This window comes from Enterococcus sp. DIV1368f (assembly GCF_051712245.1).
Classification (GTDB): Bacteria; Bacillota; Bacilli; order Lactobacillales; family Enterococcaceae; genus Enterococcus; species Enterococcus faecalis.
This window is the reverse complement of record NZ_JBIOON010000001.1, coordinates 1,228,672-1,249,526: the sequence shown is the minus strand read 5'-3', so window position 1 is coordinate 1,249,526 and position 20,855 is coordinate 1,228,672. Positions and strand designations below refer to the sequence as shown.

19 protein-coding genes are annotated in these 20,855 nt (G+C 35.3%); 8 read left to right on the top strand and 11 right to left on the bottom strand.

Annotated elements, in window-relative coordinates:
- Position 1: 1 nt before the first annotated feature.
- Together IGL07_RS06355 and IGL07_RS06350 are read right to left on the bottom strand one after the other, a co-directional pair.
- A complete protein-coding gene (locus IGL07_RS06355; RefSeq protein WP_010712389.1) occupies positions 2-1,627 on the bottom strand; it encodes a glycoside hydrolase family 13 protein in 1,626 nt (541 codons plus the stop codon).
- Between the two features lie 27 nt (positions 1,628-1,654).
- Complete coding sequence (locus tag IGL07_RS06350) at positions 1,655-3,421, bottom strand: glycoside hydrolase family 13 protein (protein WP_010817242.1); 1,767 nt, start codon at positions 3,419-3,421, stop codon at positions 1,655-1,657.
- Between the two features lie 259 nt (positions 3,422-3,680).
- On the opposite strand from IGL07_RS06350, the gene IGL07_RS06345 reads away from it, so the two are divergent.
- From IGL07_RS06345 to IGL07_RS06335, 3 genes are all read left to right on the top strand, one after another.
- The gene (locus tag IGL07_RS06345; RefSeq protein ID WP_002382263.1) at positions 3,681-4,931 is read left to right on the top strand and encodes an extracellular solute-binding protein; all 1,251 of its coding nucleotides are present in this window, start codon (positions 3,681-3,683) and stop codon (positions 4,929-4,931) included.
- Between the two features lie 85 nt (positions 4,932-5,016).
- Positions 5,017-6,360: a carbohydrate ABC transporter permease gene (locus tag IGL07_RS06340; RefSeq protein ID WP_002357775.1), complete on the top strand. Its 1,344-nt coding sequence runs from the start codon at positions 5,017-5,019 to the stop codon at positions 6,358-6,360.
- A 3-nt stretch (positions 6,361-6,363) separates the two neighbouring features.
- Positions 6,364-7,227, top strand: coding sequence for a sugar ABC transporter permease (locus tag IGL07_RS06335; protein ID WP_002360454.1), 864 nt, complete (start codon positions 6,364-6,366; stop codon positions 7,225-7,227).
- A 38-nt stretch (positions 7,228-7,265) separates the two neighbouring features.
- Here the strand turns inward: IGL07_RS06335 and IGL07_RS06330 are convergent, their stop codons facing one another.
- On the bottom strand, positions 7,266-7,775 hold the full coding sequence (locus IGL07_RS06330) for a MarR family winged helix-turn-helix transcriptional regulator (protein WP_002365578.1): 510 nt from the start codon (positions 7,773-7,775) through the stop codon (positions 7,266-7,268).
- A gap of 124 nt (positions 7,776-7,899) precedes the next feature.
- Between IGL07_RS06330 and IGL07_RS06325 the strand changes: the two genes are divergently transcribed.
- The 3 genes from IGL07_RS06325 (at position 7,900) to IGL07_RS06315 (ending at position 11,516) form a co-directional block, all read left to right on the top strand.
- Complete coding sequence (locus IGL07_RS06325) at positions 7,900-10,239, top strand: ABC transporter ATP-binding protein/permease (protein ID WP_002360456.1); 2,340 nt, start codon at positions 7,900-7,902, stop codon at positions 10,237-10,239.
- Positions 10,240-10,357: 118 nt separating this feature from the next.
- On the top strand, positions 10,358-10,858 hold the full coding sequence (camE, locus tag IGL07_RS06320) for a plasmid sex pheromone cAM373 precursor (protein WP_002395110.1): 501 nt from the start codon (positions 10,358-10,360) through the stop codon (positions 10,856-10,858).
- A gap of 196 nt (positions 10,859-11,054) precedes the next feature.
- Positions 11,055-11,516, top strand: a complete 462-nt coding sequence (locus IGL07_RS06315; protein ID WP_010817241.1) for a hypothetical protein — start codon at positions 11,055-11,057, stop codon at positions 11,514-11,516.
- Between the two features lie 42 nt (positions 11,517-11,558).
- Here the strand turns inward: IGL07_RS06315 and trxB are convergent, their stop codons facing one another.
- Complete coding sequence (gene trxB / locus IGL07_RS06310) at positions 11,559-12,473, bottom strand: thioredoxin-disulfide reductase (protein WP_010817240.1); 915 nt, start codon at positions 12,471-12,473, stop codon at positions 11,559-11,561.
- Between the two features lie 238 nt (positions 12,474-12,711).
- The gene (locus IGL07_RS06305; RefSeq protein ID WP_002377665.1) at positions 12,712-13,074 is read right to left on the bottom strand and encodes a cupin domain-containing protein; all 363 of its coding nucleotides are present in this window, start codon (positions 13,072-13,074) and stop codon (positions 12,712-12,714) included.
- Between the two features lie 574 nt (positions 13,075-13,648).
- Between IGL07_RS06305 and IGL07_RS06300 the strand changes: the two genes are divergently transcribed.
- Positions 13,649-14,353 carry a LytR/AlgR family response regulator transcription factor gene (locus IGL07_RS06300; RefSeq protein ID WP_010817239.1) on the top strand — a complete coding sequence of 235 codons (705 nt, stop codon included), beginning with the start codon at positions 13,649-13,651 and terminating at the stop codon, positions 14,351-14,353.
- 278 nt (positions 14,354-14,631) lie between these two features.
- Positions 14,632-15,663: a sensor histidine kinase gene (locus IGL07_RS06295; RefSeq protein WP_224785632.1), complete on the top strand. Its 1,032-nt coding sequence runs from the start codon at positions 14,632-14,634 to the stop codon at positions 15,661-15,663.
- Positions 15,664-15,684: 21 nt separating this feature from the next.
- On the opposite strand, the gene IGL07_RS06290 is transcribed toward IGL07_RS06295, so the two are convergent.
- Genes IGL07_RS06290 through IGL07_RS06265 form a run of 6 tightly spaced genes read right to left on the bottom strand, consistent with a single transcriptional unit; the run spans position 15,685 to position 20,788 of the window.
- Positions 15,685-16,419 (bottom strand): hypothetical protein, encoded by a 735-nt coding sequence (locus IGL07_RS06290; RefSeq protein WP_025187318.1) that lies wholly within the window; start codon positions 16,417-16,419, stop codon positions 15,685-15,687.
- Entirely contained in the window at positions 16,391-17,104 is a 714-nt protein-coding gene (locus tag IGL07_RS06285) for an ATP-binding cassette domain-containing protein (protein ID WP_010817236.1), read from the bottom strand. The genes IGL07_RS06290 and IGL07_RS06285 overlap by 29 nt, the downstream gene beginning before the upstream one ends.
- A gap of 8 nt (positions 17,105-17,112) precedes the next feature.
- Positions 17,113-17,871: an ABC transporter permease gene (locus tag IGL07_RS06280; protein WP_438747273.1), complete on the bottom strand. Its 759-nt coding sequence runs from the start codon at positions 17,869-17,871 to the stop codon at positions 17,113-17,115.
- Positions 17,849-18,793 (bottom strand): ABC transporter ATP-binding protein, encoded by a 945-nt coding sequence (locus tag IGL07_RS06275; RefSeq protein WP_002377674.1) that lies wholly within the window; start codon positions 18,791-18,793, stop codon positions 17,849-17,851. Before IGL07_RS06275 ends, IGL07_RS06280 begins: the two co-directional genes overlap by 23 nt.
- 22 nt (positions 18,794-18,815) lie before the next feature.
- Entirely contained in the window at positions 18,816-19,691 is an 876-nt protein-coding gene (locus IGL07_RS06270) for a hypothetical protein (protein WP_010817234.1), read from the bottom strand.
- On the bottom strand, positions 19,655-20,788 hold the full coding sequence (locus IGL07_RS06265) for a ThiF family adenylyltransferase (protein WP_010817233.1): 1,134 nt from the start codon (positions 20,786-20,788) through the stop codon (positions 19,655-19,657). Before IGL07_RS06265 ends, IGL07_RS06270 begins: the two co-directional genes overlap by 37 nt.
- Between the last annotated feature and the right edge of the window lie 67 nt (positions 20,789-20,855).

Here is a 20,855-nt window from a genome sequence, read left to right as displayed (position 1 = left end):
CTTATTGACTCACTTTCACAACAAATGCTTGCCAAGGCGCTAACGAATAGTCTACTAAAGCAGTGACATCTGTCGGCATATTTTCAATCATTACTTGTTCTACATGAACGTCTGCAGAAAATGGCTGAACTTTGTCAGAAAAGTTCGTTACAACAAGCCAGCGTTCCTCACCATAGGTACGATAAAAACTAATCACTTCGTCCACTGTTTCCAGCAATTCAAAGTCGCCCCAAACAATTAAAGGATGTTCTTTTCTCAAACGAATCATTTCTTGGTACGTATAGAATAGTGAATTTTTATCTGCCAAAGCAGCAGCGACGTTAATCGTTTGATAATTGGGATTAACATCAATCCAAGGTGTACCAGTCGTAAAGCCCGCATTTTTTTCAGCGGTCCACTGCATAGGCCGGCGTGCATTGTCGCGACCTTTAGTATTAATTTTCAGCAAAATTTCTTCTTTAGAATATCCTTTTTCTAGATACTCATGGTACATGTTAATTGTTTCGATATCCCGTGCTTCACGAATATCTGTAATCGGCGTATTGGTCATACCAATTTCTTCCCCTTGATAAATATAAGGTGTGCCTTTCATCATGTGCAGTAAAATAGCGAATAACTTACTACTTTCCAACCAATGTTCCTGATCATTTCCCCAACGTGAAATCATTCTCGGTAAATCATGGTTATTCCAAAATAAAGAATTCCAGCCATCATTTCCTAATTCTGTTTGCCATTTTGCAAAAACCTGTTTCAACTTGGCAACTTCCATTGGCTGAAGGTCCCATTTTTCTTTACCTGGTTGTTGATCCAAGCTCATATGTTCAAACTGAAAAATCATGGATAATTCATGACGCTCTGGACTAGAGTACATTTTTGCAATCTCAGGTGTGGCCCCCCATGTTTCACCTACAGTTAACAGCTCTTTGCCGCCAAATGTCGCGGCGTTCATTTCTTGTAAATAACGATGTAAATGAGGGCCATTCGCGGTGATCTCTTCTCCTGGAATTTTACCCACTAAGTCAATTACATCTAAACGGAAACCGCCAATTCCTTTATCAATCCAAAAATTCATCATCTCGTAAACCGACTGACGCATTTGTTGGTTTTCCCAATTTAAATCTGGTTGTTTTTTACTAAACAAATGCAAATAGTATTGCCCACTCGCTTCATCAAACGTCCACGCCGAACCCGAAAAGGCAGATTTCAATCGGTTAGGCACACCGCCATCTGAAGCAGGATCAGCCCATACATAATAGTCTCGGTAGGGGTTCTCCTTGCTTTTTTTCGCTTCAATAAACCAACGATGTTCATCTGACGTATGGTTAACCACTAAATCCATAATAATTTCAATCTTTCGCTTTTTCGCTTCCTCAATTAGACGATCCATATCCGCCATCGTCCCAAACTCTGTCATAATCGCTTCATAATCAGAAATGTCATAACCATTGTCATCATTGGGTGATTGATAAACTGGTGATAACCAAATAGCCCCAATGCCTAACGTTTCCAAATAATCCAATTTTTCAATAATTCCTGGTAAATCTCCAATGCCATCTCCATTGCTATCCTTAAAACTGCGAGGATAAATCTGATAAACCACGACTTCTTGCCACCAATGTTTTTCCATTCTTCTTCACATTCCTTTGCTTAATTATTATGCTTCATATAAAAGAAAACCTTTTGGTAAAACCATTATCTGTTCTGAAGCAATTTCGATAGAAGAACTTAGCAAAACTTCTCGATCAGTTCTATCGACAAATTGTGTCTCTTGGCCAGTATTAAAAATCCCATAGATCGTCTGTTCCTCCAAACGACAAGCGAGTCTAATCAACCCCGTTTCAAAAGAAGTGCCTGTCCAATCGATTGTTCCACCAGAAAAAACAGCTGCATACTTTTTGCGAAGGGCAATCAATGATTTTACAAATCCCTTCAAATCCAAATCTTGCTGATTTTCCTCCCAAACCATACAACGACGACAATCAGGATCCATATCACCTGTCATACCAATTTCATCACCATAGTAAAGACAAGGGACGCCTGGTTGAATATACGTAAACGCTAATACTTGGCGCATCAACTCTTTATCCTCTTTCGTTTCATGCAATAAGCGTGGTGTATCGTGGGAATCTAAAACATTAAACTGCATTTGATTCGTTTGTTGTCGATAGAGCATTAACTGGTTGTTCATTTCAGAAAGCATCTTTTCCAAGGACAGTTCTTGCTTGACAAAGTAGCCCATAATCGCATCTGTGTATGCATAATTCATCACTGCATGAAATTCGTCTCCTTGGAGCCAGCTTTGCGACGAGTGCCAAATTTCTCCTAAAATATAAAAATCTTCTTTTGCGTCATCACATGTTTGCCGGAATTTTTTCCAGAACGCATGATCCACTTCGTTTGCCACATCTAAACGCCAGGCATCAATATCATATTCCTCAATCCAATAACGAGCAATTTCTAAAAGATAGGCTTGCACTTCTGGATTTGCTGTATTTAATTTAGGCATATGCGGAGTGAATGCAAAAGTATCATAGGTAATGTTGCTTGCTTCTTCAAAATCAGCACTTTCTTCATAGCTAGCTGGAAACTCATTTACGTGGAACCAATCGGCATAAATTGAGTCCTGGCCATTTTTTAACACATCTTGCCATTGAGGCGAAGTGTCCCCCATATGATTAAAAACGGCGTCCAACATAATCTTAATGCCCCGTCGATGACACTCTTCGACTAAACGCTTAAAGGTAGCGCCATCACCAAAAGCTGGGTCAATTTTTAAATAATCAATCGTATCATATTTGTGATTAGAAAACGCTTCAAAAATTGGGCAAAAATATAAGCCGTTAACACCTAAATCTTCAATGTAATCAAGATGATCTAGCACCCCTTGCAAATCCCCACCAAAAAAATCTTGTCGATCTGGTCTTTTAGATCCCCAAGGCAACGTCCCTTCAGGATCATTGGCAGGATCACCATTTGCAAAACGCTCTGGAAATATTTGATACCAAACCGTTTCTTTCACCCATTCAGGTGCTTTAAAACGATCGATTTCATGAAAATACGGCATCCGAAAATAATTATTCGCCATCGCTAAATACTTTTCTTCTAAAGGATAAATGCCGTGTTCGCCATAAAACGCCGTCAAACCATCCGTCCCTACTAAAGTAAAAGCATATGAAAGGCGTTTAAATTTTGCACTTAATGCAATAAACCAGTAATCATATAACTCCGTAGATACTAACTTCTCCATGGTTAACGACTGTTGGTACCACTTTTCTTTCCCTAAAAGATAAGGATCTCCTTGCACTAATTGGACAGAGGCAATGTCGCCTTTTGCCGTACGCAAACGAATATGCATTGTTTCTTCTGTATAAAGATAAGCAAATTCACTTTCTGGACGATGGTAGATTGCAGCAGTGTTCATTTAATTCTCTCCTTTAATTGTCGCTTTTCGTGTATTTTCTAATACTCGAACACATTTTAGCGCAAACGATTGCATTTGTATACCTTTTTTTATTTTTTTATTTAAAATGCTCAATTAGTGGTATACACCACTTTAAATAAACAGTATGTTATTTATAACAAAAAAACTTTTTTAACTTTCTCGATGAAAAACACTTGATTATTTCCGCAATCGGTTGCATAATAAGACTTGTAAAAAATAATTTTTGGAGGGTTCAAAAATGAAAGCGAATTGGAAAAAGATTTTAATGGGCGGTATCCTTTTAAGTGCTTCCGCGGTTTTACTTACTGCCTGTGGTGGCGCAGAAAAAACGAAAGCTGAAAATGAAAGCGGTTCAGCAAATAAAGCAGCTGGTGACGTAAAATTATGGGTTGATACTGAATATATGGGCGTCTTTAAAAAAGTTGTCGCCGATTTTGAAAAAGAAAACCCCGATATTAAAGTTAACTTAACTGCTGGAAATTCGGCAGATGCTAAAAAAGACATTGCAAAAGATCCTAAAGCTGCCGCAGATGTTTTCATGATGCCACATGATCAAATTGGTCAAATGGCAGAAGCTGGTCTGATTTACCCTAACACAAAATATGAAAAAGAAGTCAAAGAAAACAATATCGACTCGGCAGTCGCAGGAGTCACTTGGAAAGACAAAGTCTATGCCTACCCTTATGCCGTAGAGTCACAAGTTCTTTATTATAACAAAGATACGTATTCTCCAGAGGAAATCAAAACTTGGAAGTCTTTAACTGAAAAAGGCAAAATCGGTACCAATTTTGGCGAAGATGGCGCAAATTATATCTTCGGTCCTCTATTTATGAGTAACGGCGATTACTTATATGGTGAAAATGGCGAAGATCCAAAAGGTACCAACTTTAATAATCAACAAGGCATTGAGGTATTACAATGGATTGCCGATCAAAAAAATAATCCTGGTGTGATCCAATCAAATACAGAAGCATTGTCTAATCTAGGTTCTGGCAAAACGGATGCCTTCCTTTCTGGTCCTTGGTCTAAAAACGATGTAGAAAAAGCTCTTGGCGACAAAATGGGGGCTGCTGCCTATCCAACCATTGATTTTGGCAATGGAGAAAAACAAATGAAAGCTTTCTTGGGCGTTCGTAGTTTTGCTGTCAACCAACAAACACAAGCACCATTGGCCGCAATGACATTAGCAAACTATTTAACCAGTGAAAAAGCACAAATGACTTACTTCAAAGAAATCGGCTTTGTCCCTTCAAACAAAAAATTACAAACAAACGAAGAAATTACACAAGATACTGTTGCAAAAGCTATCTTAGAAATGGCGCAACCAACCCACTCTGTGGTAATGCCAAAAATCCCAGAAATCGTTTCATTCTGGCCTGCGATGGATGCAGTGATCAATGATACGTACAAAGGCAATATCAAACCTGCGGATTATCAAGCAAAATTAGATAAATTAGTCCAAGACACATCAAAAGAAGCAAAAGAATAAAAAGAGTAAAGAAATGGGACGAGCTTCAATCTGCTGTCCCATTTCCTCTATCTTTTTTATTTAAGTAGAAAGTGAGTGAACGAAGATGTTCAAGAAAAAGAAAGCCCAGACGTCATTTCGAGAGGTCTTTAAAAAAGGCGACTTCGCTACAAAACTATCTTTTTTAGTTATGGGTGCTGCAAACTTCGCCAACAAGCAGTGGTTAAAGGGAATCATCTTTTTAACAGCTGAAATTGGCTTTATCTATTGGTTAATCCGTAATGGTTTCCACGCATTAATGATGCTAGGAACACTAGGGACCCAACAGCAAGGATTAGTATATGATGATTCTTTAGGGATTGAAGTTCTAAAAGAAGGCGATAATTCAATGCTCTTATTATTATTCGGAATTGCAGCAATTTTAGTCTGTTTATCGCTAATCATTTTATATGTAATCAATTTAAAAAGCGCCCGTCACCTATATGAATTAAAGACAGCCGGCAAAAAAATTCCAACAACTATGGATGATTTACGTAGCTTGTTAAACGAACGTTTCCATGCAACTTTAATGACGATCCCCTTACTAGGCGTTCTTTTCTTTACCATCTTGCCGTTGTTATATATGATTTCAATTGCCTTTACCAACTACGACCATAACCATCTGCCACCGAAAAACCTTTTTACTTGGGTTGGATTGGCAAATCTAGGTAATGTAATCACAGGCGATATGGCTTCAACGTTCTTTCCAGTACTTGGCTGGACCTTGATTTGGGCTGTTTTCGCAACCGCAACTTGTTTCTTTTTTGGAATCATTTTAGCCTTGCTTATCAATACAAAAGGCTTAAAATATAAAGCGTTTTGGCGGACTATTTTTGTTATCACGATGGCCGTACCTCCGTTTGTTTCACTTTTAATTATGCGAAACCTCTTAAATGGTTCTGGACCTATCAATGCTCTGTTGTTAAATTGGGGCTTAATCGATTCTTCTATCCCCTTCTTAACAGATCCGAATTGGGCAAAATTAACCATTATTGTTGTCAATATGTGGATTGGTATTCCTGCTACGATGTTAATCTCTACAGGGATTATCCAAAACCTTCCTGAAGATCAAATCGAAGCAGCTAGAATTGACGGTGCCAATAAATGGCAAATTTTTAAAAGTATTACGTTTCCACAAATTCTATTTGTGATGACCCCGGCGCTGATTCAACAGTTTATTGGCAACATCAATAACTTCAATGTCATTTATCTATTAACAGGTGGTGGGCCAGCCAATTCTAACTTCTACGGTGCAGGCTCAACTGACCTTTTAGTTACCTGGTTATACAAATTGACTGTCGATACAATGGATTACAATTTAGCCTCTGTGATTGGTATTTTAATCTTCATTCTCTCCGCAGTCTTCAGTTTAATTGCCTATACACGGACGAATTCATTTAAGGAGGCGTAACTTATGGCTAAAGCAAAAAGTTACCAGAAAAAACAACGCACTGCACTTACCAGCGTTTACATCATTCTAACCATTTTAGCAGTTTTTTGGATGTTCCCCATTGTGTGGATTATCTTAACAAGTTTTCGTGGCGAAGGCGGTGCATTTGTTCCCTATATCATTCCCAAAACATTCACTTTAGAAAACTATAAAGTATTATTAACAAATCAGACTGGCAACTTCCCCTTTGTCCGTTGGTTTTTGAACACCTTGTTCGTTTCCATCGCAAGCTGTCTGTTATCAACTTTTATTACAATCGCAATGGCTTATGCGCTGTCACGGTTGCGTTTCCGCTTAAGAAAACCATTTTTAAAAGTGGCGCTCGTTTTAAATATGTTCCCTGGTTTTATGAGTATGATTGCCGTTTACTATATTTTAAAAGCCTTAAATTTAACTGAAAGTTTATTCGCTTTAATTCTGGTTTACTCTGCAGGCTCGGCGCTAGGTTTTTACATCGCCAAAGGGTTCTTCGACACCATTCCGATGGCTTTAGACGAATCGGCTATGATTGACGGTGCCAACAAGTGGCAAATTTTCACAAAAATTACGTTGCCATTGTCGAAACCAATTATTGTCTATACTTCTTTAACCGCCTTCATGGGCCCTTGGATGGATTTTATTTTCGCAAAAGTTATTATGGGTGATAAAGTTGAAAATTACACCGTTGCGATTGGTCTCTTTTCGATGATGACCAAATCAACAGCCAATTCACTATTCATGGCTTTTACAGCAGGATGTGTGCTAATTGCCATTCCAATTACTATTTTATTTATATTAATGCAACGTTTCTATGTAGAAGGCGTGACTTCCGGCTCTGTCAAAGGCTAGAAAAAAACATCGTTTGGTTTATAGCCAAACGATGTTTTTTATTTTTTGGCGTTGTTTTCCTTACACGTTTTTCTTCGTAGCGCTTGATAATTGGACAAAATTTTCATGACCGCCAAAAAGTGTTGATTGACCTCTTGATAATCCTCTAAGGAAAGAACACTAAGCGTTTCAGATAGTTGCTGTTTTACTTGATTTTCTTTTTGCTTAAAGAGCTTCTCGCCTTCTTTTGTCGTATAAACATTAACCACGCGGCGATTTTCTTGATTATGGCGACGTTGAACAATCGCTCGTTCTTCTAACCCCGCAATAGAGCGACTCACTTGAACTTTCGACGTTCCTACTTGGTTGGCTAACTCCGTCATACTAATTCCTTCATTCGTTGCCACAATTAATAAAATTAACATGTCTAACTTTGTTAATTTTAGATCCTCCAAGTCTAGGTCTTTAAAAAGCAATTGGCTCATATATGAAAAAATTTCAGTAAAGACACTAATATCTAAATTTGATGAATGCTTCTCTTTATCCATATGTTCTCCCTCGTTTCCCACCTAGTGTATACTAAATTCACTTGATTATCAAATGGTAATGATTGATTTTTGTTAACTATTATGTTACGTTATACACTAACTTAAGGTTGTGTTGTTGATAAATTGGAAGAAGGATGCGAAAAATATGCTAGAACTCAAAGAGATAAAAAAATATTATACTGTCGGCGGAACGACCACTAAAGCTTTAGATGGCGTCTCTGTCGCTTTTCGAAAACAAGAATTTGTAGCCATTCTGGGTCCCAGCGGCTCTGGTAAAACGACGATGTTGAATGTGATTGGCGGATTGGACAATTACGATTCTGGTGACTTAATCATTAACGGCAAATCAACAAAAAATTTTAAAGAAGCCGACTGGGATGCTTATCGGAATAACTCAATTGGTTTTATTTTTCAAAGTTACAACTTAATTAGTCATCAAGGGATTTTGGATAATGTCGAGCTTGGTATGACACTGAGTGGTATTTCAAAAGCAGAAAGACGCCAAAAAGCCGAAGATGCACTCATCCGTGTCGGTTTGAAGGACCATATCCATAAAAAACCTTCCCAATTATCTGGCGGTCAAATGCAACGGGTTGCCATTGCTCGCGCTTTAGCTAATGATCCCGATATTTTACTTTGTGATGAACCAACTGGTGCATTGGATTCAGAAACCAGTCTGCAAATTATGGCACTTATCCAAGAACTTTCGAAAGAAAAATTAGTCATTATGGTGACCCACAATCCTGAATTAGCTCATGAATACGCTGATCGAATTATTGAATTTTCAGATGGCCAAATTCGGCATGACTCGCGTCCTCATATTGAACATGAAAAAAAAGAACCTTTCGAATTGAAACGCACCAAAATGAAATTCACGACTGCGCTGCGTTTATCTTTTAATAATATCCGCACTAAAAAAGGGCGAACTTTTTTAACCGCCTTTGCTTCAAGTATCGGAATTATCAGTATCGCGATTGTCCTTTCTCTTTCAACAGGATTCCAGAAACAAATTGATAAAACTCAGTCGGAAACGTTAGCGCAATTTCCGATTACCATTTCTAAAATAGCGACAGATCAAGATCCAGAAAGTTTCAATAATCAGGACAAAAAAGGCACCTTCCCGAAAGAAAAAGAAGTGACTGCTAAAATTAGCGATGCGGACCGTGCGCAACACACGAATTTAATTGATCAAAAATTTATTGACTATGTCAATCACATTGATCCTGAATTAAGTAATAATATCGGCTATACTCGTCTAGTCAATATGAACTTATTAAGAGAAATCAACGGGAAAGCACAAGCTGTCAAATTTTCAAACGATGCACCTGATGGTCAATCAAACGCGATGGCTTCCATGATGGCTGCCCAAACTGGCGTCGGCGTTTCTGCTTTTCCTAAACAACTAGAAAATGGAAAAAACAATTTCTTAAAAGACAATTACTCGTTGCTTGAAGGAAATTATCCAGAAAAAGAAACCGATGTCGTTTTAATCGTCGATAGTAACAATACCACCAATATTAATGCCTTAAAAAATCTTGGCTTTGATGTGAAAGATAATCAAAAGATTGCCTTTTCAGACATTGTTGGCACAAAAATGAAATTAGCCAATAATAATGCATTTTACACCAAATTACCGACAGGCAACTTCATTCCTAACCAAGATTTGCAAGCTGTTTACGATAACCCAGAAAATACTGAATTAACAATTTCAGGGATTTTGCGAATTAAAGATTCTTCAACAATGAATCTATTAGCACCTGGAATTGCTTATAGCGATGCACTTTCAACTAATATGATTGCCAAAAACAAAACCTCTGATATTGTTAAAGCGCAAGAAGCCAGCAACACTAACGTTATGACTAACGAAACATTAGATGCTTCCGCGAAAGAAAACCTGTTGTCTTATTTAGGAGCGAATGAAATCCCTTCAAGTATTATGATTTATCCAAACGACTTCAAATCAAAAGATAAAATTCTTGATTATTTAGATGCTTATAACAAAGGAAAAGATAAAAAAGACCAAATCATCTATTCTGATTTAGCTGGAACAATGACCCGCTTAACAGGTGGTTTAATGGATGCCATCACCTATGTGCTGATTGCATTTGCTGGGATTTCCCTTGTTACAAGTATGATTATGATTGGAATCATCACCTATACTTCTGTCATTGAGCGGACCAAAGAAATCGGTATCCTGAAAGCGTTAGGAGCTCGTAAAAAAGATATTACCCGGGTGTTTGATGCCGAAACTGCTATTTTAGGCGTTGCCTCTGGCATTCTTGGTGTTGTGATTGCCTTTCTCGCAACATTTCCAATCAACGCAGTACTCTATAACCTGACTGATTTAGAAAATGTTGCCACCTTAAATCCAATTCACGGGATTATTTTGATTGTAATTAGCACAATCTTAACCATGATTGGTGGCCATATTCCTGCCCGAATGGCAGCCAAAAAAGATGCGGCAGTTGCTTTACGTGCAGAATAAATAACAAAAAGCAATCCTTTAATTTCTCTTAAAGGATTGTTTTTTATTTGTATTTCTTATAAAACCTCCGTATACTAAATGATTGTGAATACTTAATAAAAGGAAACGAGGTAATTTCATGTTAAAAAAACCATTTTTACTATTTTTTTCACTTTTAGGAGCTATTTTTATTTTAGCTAGTTGTGGTATAGGAAAAGATGCCGTCACGGATACAAAGTACAAAGTTAGTTTGCAGCAAGCTGCTGAAATCTACGAAAAAGAAGCCGGCAACAGCAAACCATTAGTAAATGTCCAATTTGATACAAAACCAGAAAGTGACTACAGCTATATCTTTACCAACGATACAGAAACACTTTACGTGAATCCTGAAACAGGAAAAGTCACCAAAAATACTGAAGCAAATCAACTTGGCGAAAACGAGACAGCCTTTTCAGCTGCTGAAGTCAAAGAATTAGGCGCTGTTAACGACGTCTTAGCCAAAGCAAAAAAAGAAGTTGGAGGACTTTCTCCACGTATTTTGACTTGGAAGTTAACCAAAAATAACAATAAACTTGTTTATACAGTAGATGTTAAAACGACTACAGCAGATGAAAAAGTTACCTTAGATGCCAATAAATAAGTACAAGCATATAACTTATCACGAAATAACCAAATCTTAAAATACTCTTCGGGACAGAACCTACGCTTTCGGAAAGCTTAACATTTTCCGAAGCCAATCGTTCTGTCCCAATTTCATTCTTTTAAGTAATAATAATTGTTCGTTACCCCTGCTACCGTTATACTTAGTTTAAAAGAAAAGATGGGAGTATCAAATCATGGTTTATACAGTTGATTTTAAAGAAGTATCCACTATTGGTTTAGAAAGTTCACCAGTGGCACCTGCTCTGGCTGGACTAAGAGCGAATGAAGCTCGCTATTTTTGGAATAAATACAAACATCGCTTTACGACCGTCCCTGCCTCTGAAGCTCCAGAAACATTGGCCTGGATTGAAAAAATTTTATTAGAACGAGAATTACATTTCCCTTACAAGCCACTTGAAATTTCTTCTTTCACTTTAGATGGCATAAAAATGGCCTATGTATTTTATGAAAACGGCTTAGCAGTTAACGTGATGTACACATTAGCTGAGGAAGGCAAACGCGCCGTTGGGTTTAAACTTTCAGATGGTATGGCAATCCCTGCAGAATTTGAAGGAAAATTCAAATTTGCTCGTCAAAAATCAAAATTAGCTGGAACCATTCGTGGCTCTTATTTTGTCATTAAAGGAACCTATTAAAAAAATGCTTTTGCCCTTATTATTAAAGGCAAAAGCATTTTTTTATTTTAATTCTTCAATATAGTTAAATACTTGTTGTCCAGCAATACCGCCTTCACCGACCGCTGTCGTGATTTGACGCAATGTTTTTTCACGGACATCACCAATGGCATAAACACCAGGAATTTTTGTTCTCATCTCTTGGTCTGTTTCAATCCAACCAGCCTCATTCGTAATACCAGCTTTTTTAAATGGTTCTGTTAATGGATCTAGCCCCACGTAAATGAACACGCCGTTTGCTTCAATTTCAGAAACTTCATCTGTTTTGACATTCCGTGCTTTCACACCTGTCACGACCATTTCATTGCCAACAATTTCTTCGACAACTGTATCCCAAACAAAGGAAATCTTTTCATTTGCAAAGGCACGATCTTGAATGATTTTTTGCGCACGCAATTCATCACGACGGTGAACAATCACTACTTCAGAAGCAAATTGTGTTAAATAGATTGCTTCTTCAACTGCAGAATCGCCGCCACCAACAACTACTAAGCGTTTATTTTTAAAGAAGGCACCGTCACAAACAGCACAATAAGAAACACCACGGCCAGCAAATTCTTCTTCGCCTTTTACACCCAATTTTCGGTGTTCACAGCCTGTTGCAATAATTACCGCTTTAGTTTCATAAGATTTGTCATCACAAATCACTTCTTTATAAGATCCGTGGTCTTCAATGCCCATCACAATGCCATACGCATTTTCCGTACCAAATTTCTCTACATTTTCATACATTTTATAGGCCAATTCTGGACCCATAATAGAATCAAAGCCTGGGTAATTCTCTACCTCAGCAGTGTTGTTCATTTGCCCACCAGGCGCACCGCGTTCAATCATCAATACAGAAAGATTGGACCGTGATGCATAAAGTGCTGCCGTCATCCCAGCAGGACCGGCACCAATGATAATTACATCATACATTTTATTTCCCCCAAAATTTTAAGTAAGTTTACTTTACTCCTTAAACAATTTCTTGTCTACTTTTCTGCCCTTTTTTGACATTCGGAGTAGGCGTGTCTATTACGTAAGTTATTGTACCACGGTTTTGTGTTTTCTAGGAGGGGGAAAAGAAAAGTTTAAAAATAACGATCACCACGAATCATTTATTTTTTAGAAGCCATTGTACTGTCGCATCAGAGAATTCTTCTTTATCATTTTTTTAGCATTCCTGTTGGTTTTGCCCTTGTGGAACAAAACGAAATACAGTGAATGATGCAGATAACGTATCAGGATTACTAATCCGATGAAGACTATTATGCATCCGAATAAGTTCTCCTTCTGCACAAATTCTTGAAACAATTTGCTGATTTTCTACCTCTTCTACTTTCACTTTTCCCGACTGCACAAGTAAAACTTCTTCGATTTCGTGATGTTTATGCCAACCTTGCACAGTTTTTCCTGGCAAGCTATTTATATGTATTTCAAACTCTGGAAATAGAAAATAATTTACTTCTGTTCCATCTGGCTTTTTACGAAAGATGGCCTCGTCTCTTGTTAAAATTTCTATATATTTCTGTAACATGGCAGGCTCCTTTTAACTTTTTTTATAGCCGAAAGCTATTCTTTCAAACTAAGTTTGAAGCTACTTTCTGAAAATTCGAGTTCCTTTAAATATACTTTTATCACCATTTGAAAATCACTTTTTTTAAAACAATTGACTGTTCAGCATCAATCTTCACTAATCCATCTGTTCACCAGAAAAAATATAGTATTTTCGATTATCCGCGTGCTTATTATCCAACTTCAAAGGAAAATCAGTCCATACACAGCCGACATACCTAACACCAGAAACACTTCTACTCTTCTCAATTACCGCGATGGCATACATTAACCTTACTACTAGCATTATAGCATCAAGTTTTAATCATATGTAGATTAAAAAAATTGATAGCACTCGAACTGACGTTTTCGTCGTTCATTTAATTTTCAAAATTATTTTTTAAATACTAATTAAATGTTTGTCAGTAACCTAAATTTTTGATATTTTTATCCAGATTACTTATGTCGGTTTATCAGTTGTGCTAACAAAAAATGATTGTTTTTAAAGATAATTTAATTCATAATATATATAGAATGAAAAAAAGGAGGTTTTATTGTTGAAAGTTGCTATTTGTGATGACAATCCAACGTTAACCGAAAAAATAAACACGATGCTATTTAATTATAACCCAAATATATTTGAAACCTATACCTACTACAATCCTATCAAGTTAGTCAATCAACTTGAACAAGAAAATTTTGACTTTTTTATTTTAGATATAGAAATGAGTGAAATGAGCGGAATAGACTTGGCAAAAAAAATCCGAGAACGTGATATTTTATCACCTATCGTTTTTTTGACGAGTTACAAAGAATACATGGAAGAAGTCTTCCAAGTACAAACTTTTGATTATTTATTGAAACCGCCTACGAAAGATCGGTTGCACCAAGTTTTGGAAAAACTGAGACAACAGCTAGAAAAAAAAAGAAATTACTTTGTATTTTCTAGTAACAAAGTTACTTATAAAATACCAACCAAAGATATCATTTATTTCGAAAAAGATAAAAGACAAGTATTGATTCATACAGTTGGAGAAATCTACAAACCCTATATGTCAACGAATCAGATAAACGAACAACTTGATACGAATTTTGTGCAAGTCCACTCTTCTTTCATAATAAATTACGCTTATATAAAAGAGTTAGGAAAAAATTTCCTATTAATGGATTCTAAAGAAAAATGTATTGAAATACCAATAAGTAGGCGCTTCAAAGCCGCCGCTCATAAAAGTATAGTTATGTCCATGAGAGGAAAGATATAATGCTTGATATAACATTACGAAGCCTAAGTTTGTTAGTTTATTTATTTCTTATCTCTTATTTTTTTTCTAATTGGTCAACAGCTATTAAAAATCATAGGGAATTTTATAATGTCATCTGGATTGTTATAATCATATCAGCCATGGTTACGATTATATTATCCAATGTTTACATACCGAACATTTATTTACCGTATCTTAACTTATTACTAAGTTTCATTTTAACTTACACTATTGCTATGCTACACTCGGTCCCTTATCTCGACTCGGCCGTATGGACAATGACACTTATATCAATAAATTTAATCTGTGAAGTATTGTCGTTACACTTTACGAAAATAATTTTAAATGCAGAATTAACATCCTATGGTAGCCCTACTTTTTTCATAACTTCAATAACAATTACAACTTTGATTGGGGTAGCCTGGATAGTCATACTTAAATTTTCAATAGTTAAGGAAGCAAAGTCTGAATTATCGACAAACTTATCATTTATTGTGATTTTATTACCTATTCCCATACTATCAATAATCATTTTATTTGGGCTTTTAATAGGAAACAACAATGACAAAATTTCTGAGATTACTATTACGATTAGTGTCATATTTTTAAACATCTGTGTAATTTTTCTTTATAAAATCACTATAGAATATCAAAAAAATCAATATGATCTTACTTTGAGAAAAAAAAATATCGAAGTGGAGTATAGAATTTTAAATGAAATAAAGAGAAACAGAACTAACGTTTTAAAATTAAAACATGATTTGAAGAATCAATACTTAACAATCCTCGGACTTATCGAAAATGAAGAAGTTAATGAAGCTATCGATTATATTAAGAGTAGTTTTGATATTTTAGAACCACCAACAAAAACTTATGCTGCCGATGGAGTATTAAACTACCTATTGAATGAAAAGCTTGCTGAAGCAAGAAAGAATCAAATTAATGTTGATCATCAGATATTTGTCTCTAAAAATATAAAAATTAATAATGACGTTCTAACTATTGTAATTGGAAATATAATTGATAACGCCATACAAGCATCGAAGAGAATCAAACCGATTGACAGATATGTCAATATAATTATCAAGCAAGTCAATAATGATTTATTTATTGAAGTATCGAATAACTATAATTCTGAAGAGATTTTTACAAGAAAACATAGAAAAGATAAAGGTTTAGGAATGAAAAACATTGGTGATCTCTTACAACAATTAGGTGGTATTCAACGTCACTGGACGAAAGAACGTAGATATTTTGTAACTATAGTTATATTTAATGTATACAAAGGAAACAAATGCGGTGATAACTAATCAAGTAAATCACCGCATTTTTTAGTATACTTCCATGTCGCATAATTTATCAGAAAATTTCAAAAATAACCAAGCAAGCGTCAATCCCATAATCGTTGAAAATAGGAATGTTATAGTTGGAAAATTCATAAGACCCATAGCAGAAAAATTCGAATATATTAGCATTAGTACCACTGACGTTATTATTGAAGCAATTTCCGATTGTTTCCAAATTGAAATTATTTCTGACAATATCAAAATTACGAATAGTAGACTACAACTTGTAACTATGGTAATAAGACCAAGGTAAATTTCAAAAAATAAATTTGAACTATGAAACTTCAAAATTAAGTTAAGCAAAACCTCAGTCACAAATGAAATAAGAAGCGCACTTCCAAAGCTAGATAAGATTATCACGTAAAAAGAACTTGTTTTTTTTACGAGAAGCTCTTTTCGATCAATCGGAAAAAGAAACGTTCTATTCCGATGATTGCCAACATAAAATCGTACAAGCTCTTTCCTTAGTAATACAGCTCCATAAATTGATATGCCGCACATAGAAACAGTGTTCGATAATGCTATAATTCCTTGAAATGACGAGATCGTATCAGCACTTTCATCAAATATTCCCACAAATGAGAAAAACATAAAAAATAACATTTGGATTACCAGTGTAATTAAGAAAACTTTAAACCAAACATTTTTAATTTTATCTAATTCATATCTATAAACATTCAATTTTGAGTCACTAATCATGTTTTCTCTTTTGTTCATCATAATACTCTTTCAACCCCTCTCTATACTCTTCTCGAATCTCAACCATTGATTTTGGTTTTTGTACATTGCCTTTCTCTATAAATATAACGTCATCAAGAAATGTTTCCATATCTCTCAATATATGACTACTAATTATCAACACTCTATTTTCGGACAAGGTCTTAACATTCTCTATAAATAACTCTGCACCATCAGGATCTAAACCGTTAAATGGCTCATCTAATAATACTAATGAAGGGTTGTGAGCTGTAGCAAGACCTAGCAAAAACCTTTGTTTCATTCCTAAAGACATCGTATTAAACTTTCTTTTTTTATTTACATTTAAACCAACATCCATTAATAGAGTCTCTATCATTAACAAATTTTTTAACTTGTAATAAAAAGCATGGTCATTGTATATATCTTCAAGCATAAATCCATTTAAACTATCTGAGTTAACAAAGTTAGTACCCACCTGCAATAATATTTTAGGGTCTGCTATTTCTACTTGTAGATTGTCTATTTTAAGTATTCCGCTATCAGGTCTAAGCAAACTGCATAGACATTTCATCAAAGTTGTCTTACCTGCACCATTCGGACCAACTAATCCATAAATTTTCCCTACTTCTAAATCTAATTGATCAACCTTTAAATTGAATGTATCACTTACTTTTTTATATAAATTATCTATCTTTATTGTTTGCACTTTGCAATTCAGTCCCTTCTTGACAACGAAATAAGTGAAAGTAATGTAGTTAACACGAACCAAAAATAAACTATAATAATATTAGAAACATTAACAGCATTTTGTTCATAAAACAGTGATCTTATCAAATTACTCGATGGAACAAATGGTAAAAATTCAAAAAAGTTCACTAAAGCAGAAGGCAATCTATCTGTTGGATAAGTAATAGGCGAGAATAAAAGTCCACCTATCATAATTATCTGAGTTGCTAATCCTACTACATTGGGTGTTAACCAATATGCCAAAGCAAAACCTATAGAGATCATACATAATTGAATTAGACTAAGAATAGCTAGGGCCTTTATTGAGAATCTAATTTGGACATCGAATCTTAAATATGCCGCTAAAAATGACATAAACACCCCAGGTAGTGAGGCCATTCCCCAAATTATAAAGTCGGAAATTAATATGTTCAACCGAGAAACTGGCAATGTCCTTTGATAGTCCACAATGCCCTCCTGTTTTGCTGTACTTACTATTTGAGCAGCAAGAACGCACCCTACCGCAATAATCCCAAGAGTAGTTGCTCCAGATGACAGATAGATAGCTGTCTGATTATTCACATCTGGTATTAGAAGTGCTAACCCGTAGACAATTGCTAATGATAGAAATACTTGAGTTAATGTAAAAACAGGCAATAAGTATTTATGTCTTAATAAACTCCACCCTACTAAAGCAAATAATTCCTTAATCATTGATTTTCTTCTATAATTTTTTATCATTTTCATCTATTAACTCTCCATAGGTTTCATTTAAGGATTTTGGGGAAACTTTATAATTTTGGACTTTTCTTTCTATTACTAATTTCATGACCCAGTCAACTGCTTCTAACACTTGACTGTTCTCTAATTCCATTTCTATCATTAATTCCTCATCGTTTATGTTAGTCTGAATTGCACTCGGTACTATTACACTCTTCAAATCACTTAGATTAAGAAAGTTAACAGTCATATAATTTCGATCGTTTATTTTTATAGACTGTTTTTTTAAGTTCTTATCCTCAAGAACCTTTCCATGATTCATTAAAATATATCTATCAGCATATTTTTCAACTTCTAAAATATTGTGTGTGACCACGATGATTATATGCCCCTTATTAGATAATTCTTTCAGATATCTCCATATTTTTTGCCGTCTAATAGGATCCACATCATTAGTAGGTTCGTCAAGGACTATTATTGGAGAAGGATATACAACGGCCATTGCAAATGAAGTTAGCCTTCTAAGTCCGCCTGAAAGTTTCTGTCCTGGTATATCTTTCCATCCATCTATTTGTAATTCTTTTAAAATTTTAATACACTCTTCTTCAGCTATTTTCTGACTGCCTCCTCTTATTCTTATTATTGACTCGACAGATTGAGCCATCGTTATACCTGCCAAGGGAGCATGTAGTTGAGGCATCATAGAAACATATTCTCTTGCAATTTTACTATCTCTCGCAAATGATATACCATTAAATGTTATAGAACCCTTTGTTGATTTCGTTATACCTATAATCTGATTCAACATTGTTGTTTTACCAGCGCCGTTATGTCCAGCTATGGCAGTTATTTCACCTTTATTAAAGCGCAAATTTATATTATCATTTGCATAGCTCTCTGATTTCTTGTACTTTTTACTTAGCGAATGTAATTCTAACTGTTGATTCAAAGCAAACCTCCTATATTTAGACTTAATTAAATTGATTGATAACAGGTTGGAACCATAACCAAATTATCATTGCTAGCACACTTATGCTTATTACTTTAATAATGATTAATTTCATAATTGCGACCTCTTCAAAGTAGAAAGGATTATCAACCACAAAAGAAATCAAAATGTTAATATCTGTTTTTTGTATAATGATAAATTGCCACAATATCCTTGTTATAAGTATTGATGCCGCAATAGAATTAACTCCAACACTTTTATTATTCATAATCAAAAAAACTAACAAGAATATTGCGTCCGACGACATTCCAGAGGTGATCGCCGTGATTCTACCAAACCTACTCCACGTCCATACATGAGTCATAGGTATCGTAGCAACGGCTTTAACTATGTTTAAATTGATTTTCCTTGAATTCCTTGAAAATATAATGTGCATAAATTCATGAAAAGTTGTAGATACGATTGAGACAAGAATAGCAATTAGAAGAAATTTTAAAGGATTTGTAAACAAAACATTTACTGCACTTCCAAAAGGAGATCCCTCGATTATGAATAAAAATATGCTAATCGTAAACGCAACAATACCGTTAACATCAATCAGGAAAGAGGAGCTTTTAAATAAGATATTCTTAGGCTCGACGACAAATAGCGGCTTATAATCATCTCTCTGATCGGCTTTTTTTATCATAATTTTATTTTCAACTAATTCATTAAGTACCTCTTCTTCGATTAGTTCGGATGAATTAATTTGTCTCGCCACTTCATCACTCAACACTAATAGTTGATTTTCTTCTGATACATAAACCCAATCGCCATTGTTTAGCTTACGTTTTAACGTACGAGCTTCGGTATAGTCTCGGCCTATTTCTTCTCTTGATAATATTGAAATATTTCCCATTGGGAGACATCTCCTTTACCACAAGTTGGACATTCACTCTCAAACCTTGGCCAAGTTTTATGCATGAACGAGTTTCCGTCCTCATAGTTAATTTCATATTGCGTTCCCAAACTTTTGGGCTCAGCATATCTTGTTACCACTCTTATTAACTCATCTACAATTGATGCCGTTAATTGAAAGATACCAGGACCATAAGCTATGGATGGGGGAGCAAATTGAATATTTCTAAAACCTACAAATTGTTCAACAAATTTAGGGTCATTTTTACTGAAGTTCAAATTCATGCAATCAAAGCATCCTGTTTCCTGGGGTATTACAGTGTATACTCTTCCTCGGCTAACTTGTGAGGCACCAAACACGCACGGCAAACCAACTTTTACAATAGCTTCATTCACAATTCTATGTATAAGGAAAGGGGGTTCATCAATAGCGCAAACAATGATATCTATTCCTTCTGTCAATTCAACAACATCATTCACATCTATTATTTTTTTATCTACAGTTTCAACGTTAATATTTGAGTTCATTTCATTAATGGCTCTTTTAGCAACTACAGTTTTCTTCTCACCAATATCTGCTTCTCTATATAGTAATTGACGACCTAAATTACTTGCTTCAACTCGGTCATAGTCCACCATTCTGATCATCTTGGGGCCAAGACCCGCTAGTAACGTTAGAATATTTGATCCTCCTCCACCAAGACCTAATAATAGTATTTTCAAGTTATTTATCTTTTCCTGTATTTCAAATCTATCATCATCAGCTTTACAGTACCTACTAAAGTAATTCACATTAGCTAAGTATCTATCTTCAATCATTCTACCAGGAAACGTCTCCTCGATTAGACCTTCATCATTTAAAAAATCTATCCCTTCTTCGATATCTTTTACTGTTAATTCCGGATATTTCCTCTTCATTTCTGTGACAACTTCATCAAACGATCTAACTCCATCGAGTAAATTAGATAATGTCCAAAATTGACCTTCATCATCATCAAATTCAATAGTGATTCCTAATTGGGCCCCAACTCTAAATCTCTCTTTATTTAATTGATATAATGGATAGATTGGTTTTATTCTGGGATATTTATACTTCATTTTTTTCACTCCTTATTAAAAAAATGACGAGATATTTCTATCTCGTCTAACCGTTATTTGGTTATCA

Excerpts from the sequence above, each read along its gene's own strand:
- IGL07_RS06355 (WP_010712389.1), bottom strand. The coding sequence starts at position 1,627 with ATGGAAAAACATTGGTGGCAAGAAGTCGTGGTTTATCAGATTTATCCT.
- IGL07_RS06350 (WP_010817242.1), bottom strand. The coding sequence starts at position 3,421 with ATGAACACTGCTGCAATCTACCATCGTCCAGAAAGTGAATTTGCTTAT.
- IGL07_RS06345 (WP_002382263.1), top strand. The coding sequence starts at position 3,681 with ATGAAAGCGAATTGGAAAAAGATTTTAATGGGCGGTATCCTTTTAAGT.
- IGL07_RS06340 (WP_002357775.1), top strand. The coding sequence starts at position 5,017 with ATGTTCAAGAAAAAGAAAGCCCAGACGTCATTTCGAGAGGTCTTTAAA.
- IGL07_RS06335 (WP_002360454.1), top strand. The coding sequence starts at position 6,364 with ATGGCTAAAGCAAAAAGTTACCAGAAAAAACAACGCACTGCACTTACC.
- IGL07_RS06325 (WP_002360456.1), top strand. The coding sequence starts at position 7,900 with ATGCTAGAACTCAAAGAGATAAAAAAATATTATACTGTCGGCGGAACG.
- camE (WP_002395110.1), top strand. The coding sequence starts at position 10,358 with ATGTTAAAAAAACCATTTTTACTATTTTTTTCACTTTTAGGAGCTATT.
- IGL07_RS06315 (WP_010817241.1), top strand. The coding sequence starts at position 11,055 with ATGGTTTATACAGTTGATTTTAAAGAAGTATCCACTATTGGTTTAGAA.
- trxB (WP_010817240.1), bottom strand. The coding sequence starts at position 12,473 with ATGTATGATGTAATTATCATTGGTGCCGGTCCTGCTGGGATGACGGCA.
- IGL07_RS06305 (WP_002377665.1), bottom strand. The coding sequence starts at position 13,074 with ATGTTACAGAAATATATAGAAATTTTAACAAGAGACGAGGCCATCTTT.
- IGL07_RS06295 (WP_224785632.1), top strand. The coding sequence starts at position 14,632 with ATGACACTTATATCAATAAATTTAATCTGTGAAGTATTGTCGTTACAC.
- IGL07_RS06290 (WP_025187318.1), bottom strand. The coding sequence starts at position 16,419 with ATGATGAACAAAAGAGAAAACATGATTAGTGACTCAAAATTGAATGTT.
- IGL07_RS06280 (WP_438747273.1), bottom strand. The coding sequence starts at position 17,871 with ATGAAAATGATAAAAAATTATAGAAGAAAATCAATGATTAAGGAATTA.
- IGL07_RS06270 (WP_010817234.1), bottom strand. The coding sequence starts at position 19,691 with ATGGGAAATATTTCAATATTATCAAGAGAAGAAATAGGCCGAGACTAT.
- IGL07_RS06265 (WP_010817233.1), bottom strand. The coding sequence starts at position 20,788 with ATGAAGTATAAATATCCCAGAATAAAACCAATCTATCCATTATATCAA.